Origin of the sequence: Cryobacterium sp. Y57 (assembly GCF_002929505.1) — a bacterium.
Classification (GTDB): Bacteria; Actinomycetota; Actinomycetes; order Actinomycetales; family Microbacteriaceae; genus Cryobacterium.
In genome coordinates, this window is record NZ_PJJL01000025.1 from 1 (window position 1) to 5,462 (window position 5,462).

Consider the following 5,462-nt stretch of genomic DNA (forward strand, 5'->3'; position numbering starts at 1 on the left):
GGGATGGCTTTTCTGGTGTTTCTAAGTTAAGTCCGGCGGTGTCCTACTCTCCCACAGGGTCCCCCCTGCAGTACCATCGGCGCTGAGAGTCTTAGCTTCCGGGTTCGGAATGTGACCGGGCGTTTCCCTCTCGCTATAGCCGCCGAAACATCTTCCGATGAATCGATTCTATATTATTTAGTTATATAGAGCCCTCATGGTGTTTATTCAACACCGGAGGGCGTTGTTCTCGACCGTACATCGAGAACCACATAGTGGACGCTAAAGCAGCTTCTTCAAACTTAAGTGTTATCAAATTATCGGCTTATTAGTACCGGTCAGCTTCATGGGTCTTTAGTCCCCACTTCCACATCCGGCCTATCAACGCAGTAGTCTAGCTGCGAGCCTCTCCCCCGAAGGGATGGAAATCTCATCTCGAAGCCGGCTTCCCGCTTAGATGCTTTCAGCGGTTATCCGTTCCGAACGTAGCTAATCAGCGGTGCTCCTGGCGGAACAACTGACACACCAGAGGTTCGTCCATCCCGGTCCTCTCGTACTAGGGATAGATCTTCTCAAATTTCCTGCGCGCGCAGCGGATAGGGACCGAACTGTCTCACGACGTTCTAAACCCAGCTCGCGTACCGCTTTAATGGGCGAACAGCCCAACCCTTGGGACCTACTCCAGCCCCAGGATGCGACGAGCCGACATCGAGGTGCCAAACCATGCCGTCGATATGGACTCTTGGGCAAGATCAGCCTGTTATCCCCGAGGTACCTTTTATCCGTTGAGCGACAGCGCTTCCACAAGCCACTGCCGGATCACTAGTCCCGACTTTCGTCCCTGCTCGACTTGTCAGTCTTACAGTCAAGCTCCCTTGTGCACTTACACTCGACACCTGATTACCAACCAGGTTGAGGGAACCTTTGGGCGCCTCCGTTACTTTTTAGGAGGCAACCGCCCCAGTTAAACTACCCACCAGGCACTGTCCCTGAACCGGATCACGGTTCGAAGTTAGGTATCCAATATGACCAGAGTGGTATTTCAACAATGACTCCACCTGAACTAGCGTCCAAGCTTCACAGTCTCCCACCTATCCTACACAAGCCACACCGAACACCAATACCAAGCTGTAGTAAAGGTCACGGGGTCTTTCCGTCCTGCTGCGCGTAACGAGCATCTTTACTCGTAATGCAATTTCGCCGAGTTCGCGGTTGAGACAGCTGGGAAGTCGTTACGCCATTCGTGCAGGTCGGAACTTACCCGACAAGGAATTTCGCTACCTTAGGATGGTTATAGTTACCACCGCCGTTTACTGGGGCTTAAATTCTCAGCTTCGCCTTGCGGCTAACCGTTCCTCTTAACCTTCCAGCACCGGGCAGGCGTCAGTCCGTATACATCGTCTTGCGACTTAGCACGGACCTGTGTTTTTAGTAAACAGTCGCTTCCCACTGGTCTCTGCGGCCTTCGAACGCTCCCGGAGCAAGTCCGTTCACGCCTCAGGCCCCCCTTCTCCCGAAGTTACGGGGGCATTTTGCCGAGTTCCTTAACCACGATTCTCTCGATCTCCTTAGTATTCTCTACCTGATCACCTGAGTCGGTTTGGGGTACGGGTGACTAAAACCTCGCGTCGATGCTTTTCTTGGCAGCATAGGATCACTGATTTCACCCTTACGGGCTACCCATCGGGTCTCAGGCATCCTGAACGACGGATTTGCCTATCGTTCGCCCTACATCCTTAGACCGGGTCAACCATCGCCCGGCTCAGCTACCTTCCTGCGTCACACCTGTTAATACGCTAACCGCACCAGCATAGGGTCGCACGCTAGGCCCCACGCTTCACCCCGAAGGGATCCATCTAGGGGATTCAGATGCTTAGCATTACTGGATTAGCTTGGGCGGTTTTTCGTCAGTACGGGAATATCAACCCGTTGTCCATCGACTACGCCTGTCGGCCTCGCCTTAGGTCCCGACTTACCCAGGGCGGATTAGCCTGGCCCTGGAACCCTTGATCTTTCGGAGGACGGGTTTCTCACCCGTCTTTCGCTACTCATGCCTGCATTCTCACTCGTGTGGCCTCCACGGCTGGTTTACACCGCCGCTTCGCTGGCCACACGACGCTCTCCTACCCATCAACACGGCTGAACCAACACCACAAGGGTGCAGCTAACCAAAAATATCAATGCCACAACTTCGGTGGCGTGCTTGAGCCCCGTTACATTGTCGGCGCGGAATCACTTGACCAGTGAGCTATTACGCACTCTTTCAAGGGTGGCTGCTTCTAAGCCAACCTCCTGGTTGTCTGTGCAACTCCACATCCTTTCCCACTTAGCACGCGCTTTGGGACCTTAGTTGGTGGTCTGGGTTGTTTCCCTCTCGACGATGAAGCTTATCCCCCACCGTCTCACTGCTGCGCTCTCACTTACCGGCATTCGGAGTTTGGCTGACGTCAGTAAGCTTTTAGGCCCCATCGGCCATCCAGTAGCTCTACCTCCGGCAAGAAACACGCAACGCTGCACCTAAATGCATTTCGGAGAGAACCAGCTATCACGAAGTTTGATTGGCCTTTCACCCCTATCCACAGCTCATCCCCTCCATTTTCAACTGAAGTGGGTTCGGTCCTCCACGACGTCTTACCGTCGCTTCAACCTGGCCATGGATAGATCACTTCGCTTCGGGTCTAGGACATGCGACTGAATCGCCCTATTCAGACTCGCTTTCGCTACGCATTCCCCTCTCGGGTTAAGCTCGCCACATATCACTAACTCGCAGGCTCATTCTTCAAAAGGCACGCTGTCACCAGAACAAAGCTGGCTCCAACGGTTTGTAAGCAAACGGTTTCAGGTACTATTTCACTCCCCTCCCGGGGTACTTTTCACCTTTCCCTCACGGTACTTGTTCACTATCGGTCATGTAGGAGTATTTAGGCTTATCAGGTGGTCCTGACGGATTCACACGGGATTTCTCGGGCCCCGTGCTACTTGGGATACTTCTCGGGCGATTGCTGCATTTCGACTACGGGGTTCGCACCCTCTATGACCAGGCTTTCAATCCTGTTCGTCTATACAACGTTCTAACCCTTACCATTCGGTAGAATAGGCAGAAAAGTCCCGCAACCCCGACCATGCAACGCCTACCGGCTATCACACATGATCGGTTTAGCCTCATCCGGGTTCGCTCGCCACTACTAACGGAATCACTGTTGTTTTCTCTTCCTGTGGGTACTGAGATGTTTCACTTCCCCACGTTCCCTCTACCCGCCCTATATATTCAGGCGGGAGTCACCAGGTCACCTCACGGGCCTGGCGGGGTTTCCCCATTCGGACATCCTCGGATCACAGTTCGTTTATCAACTCCCCGAGGCTTATCGCAGATTACTACGTCCTTCTTCGGCTCTACATGCCAAGGCATTCACCGTTTGCTCTTAAAAATTTGAAATCACATGAGTTTGAATCGATTAAGTATCACCACTCGAAAGTGATGATCGAAATTGACCAATGATCTATAAATAGATCTTTGTAATTGACCGCAGATTCGAAAATCTACGGCAAATTTAAGATGCTCGCGTCCACTGTGTAGTTCTCAAAGTACGGGCGGTACCCTTCCCGCCGGCAAGTGATGCCAACGAGAAAAAGTCCAGAAGAATCAGATCAACAAAGAACTTACGTCCCAGGTTGTTCCGGTCCCTCAGGACCCAACAGCGTGCATATATGACTCTCTTCAGAACCCGAGCGTTCCAACTCCCGAAGGAGCGTACCGGCTCGAGAACCAACCGTCCTCATACCAATGTCAATGTTCCACCCATGAGCGCCACCCAGACCGTTCGGCCTGGTGTGACTGGCACCGATGATCTCGCTGTATACAGACGAGCGGTGCACGTGCTCCTTAGAAAGGAGGTGATCCAGCCGCACCTTCCGGTACGGCTACCTTGTTACGACTTAGTCCTAATCACCAATCCCACCTTCGACAGCTCCGTCCCTTACGGGTTCGGCCACTGGCTTCGGGTGTTACCGACTTTCATGACTTGACGGGCGGTGTGTACAAGGCCCGGGAACGTATTCACCGCAGCGTTGCTGATCTGCGATTACTAGCGACTCCGACTTCATGAGGTCGAGTTGCAGACCTCAATCCGAACTGAGACCGGCTTTTTGGGATTCGCTCCACCTTACGGTATCGCAGCCCTTTGTACCGGCCATTGTAGCATGCGTGAAGCCCAAGACATAAGGGGCATGATGATTTGACGTCATCCCCACCTTCCTCCGAGTTGACCCCGGCAGTATCCCATGAGTTCCCACCATTACGTGCTGGCAACATAGGACGAGGGTTGCGCTCGTTGCGGGACTTAACCCAACATCTCACGACACGAGCTGACGACAACCATGCACCACCTGTATACCGACCTTGCGGGGCGACCATTTCTGGCCGTTTCCGGTATATGTCAAGCCTTGGTAAGGTTCTTCGCGTTGCATCGAATTAATCCGCATGCTCCGCCGCTTGTGCGGGCCCCCGTCAATTCCTTTGAGTTTTAGCCTTGCGGCCGTACTCCCCAGGCGGGGAACTTAATGCGTTAGCTGCGACACGGAGACCGTGGAATGGTCCCCACATCTAGTTCCCAACGTTTACGGCATGGACTACCAGGGTATCTAATCCTGTTCGCTCCCCATGCTTTCGCTCCTCAGCGTCAGTTACGGCCCAGAGATCTGCCTTCGCCATTGGTGTTCCTCCTGATATCTGCGCATTCCACCGCTACACCAGGAATTCCAATCTCCCCTACCGCACTCTAGTCTGCCCGTACCCACTGCAGGCCCGAGGTTGAGCCTCGGGTTTTCACAGCAGACGCGACAAACCGCCTACGAGCTCTTTACGCCCAATAATTCCGGACAACGCTTGCACCCTACGTATTACCGCGGCTGCTGGCACGTAGTTAGCCGGTGCTTTTTCTGCAGGTACCGTCACTCCCAGGAAAACCCAGTCGCTTCTTCCCTACTAAAAGAGGTTTACAACCCGAAGGCCGTCGTCCCTCACGCGGCGTTGCTGCATCAGGCTTGCGCCCATTGTGCAATATTCCCCACTGCTGCCTCCCGTAGGAGTCTGGGCCGTGTCTCAGTCCCAGTGTGGCCGGTCACCCTCTCAGGCCGGCTACCCGTCGTCGCCTTGGTGAGCCATTACCTCACCAACTAGCTGATAGGCCGCGAGCTCATCCTTGACCAAAATTCTTTCCACCCCAGAAGATGCCTTCCAAGGTAATATCCGGTATTAGCTACAGTTTCCCGCAGTTATCCCAGAGTCAAGGGCAGATTGCTCACGTGTTACTCACCCGTTCGCCACTGATCCAAGGAGCAAGCTCCTCTTCACCGTTCGACTTGCATGTGTTAAGCACGCCGCCAGCGTTCGTCCTGAGCCAGGATCAAACTCTCCGTAAATGTTTGAATAGCTACCCGATCCGAAGATCGAACGCCCATCTAGTGCACCCCACAACCGGAAT

General features: G+C 53.7%; 3 rRNA genes. All 3 read right to left on the reverse strand.

Going from position 1 to position 5,462, the window contains the following annotated elements:
• Positions 1-30: 30 nt before the first annotated feature.
• The 3 genes from rrf to CXY72_RS00240 all read right to left on the reverse strand — a co-directional run bounded on the left by rrf (position 31) and on the right by CXY72_RS00240 (position 5,400).
• A 5S ribosomal RNA gene (gene rrf / locus CXY72_RS00230) occupies positions 31-147 on the reverse strand.
• 140 nt (positions 148-287) lie between these two features.
• A 23S ribosomal RNA gene (locus CXY72_RS00235) occupies positions 288-3,415 on the reverse strand.
• Positions 3,416-3,866: 451 nt separating this feature from the next.
• Positions 3,867-5,400, reverse strand: a 16S ribosomal RNA gene (locus CXY72_RS00240).
• Together the 16S, 23S and 5S rRNA genes form the textbook arrangement of a ribosomal RNA operon.
• Positions 5,401-5,462 lie beyond the last annotated feature (62 nt).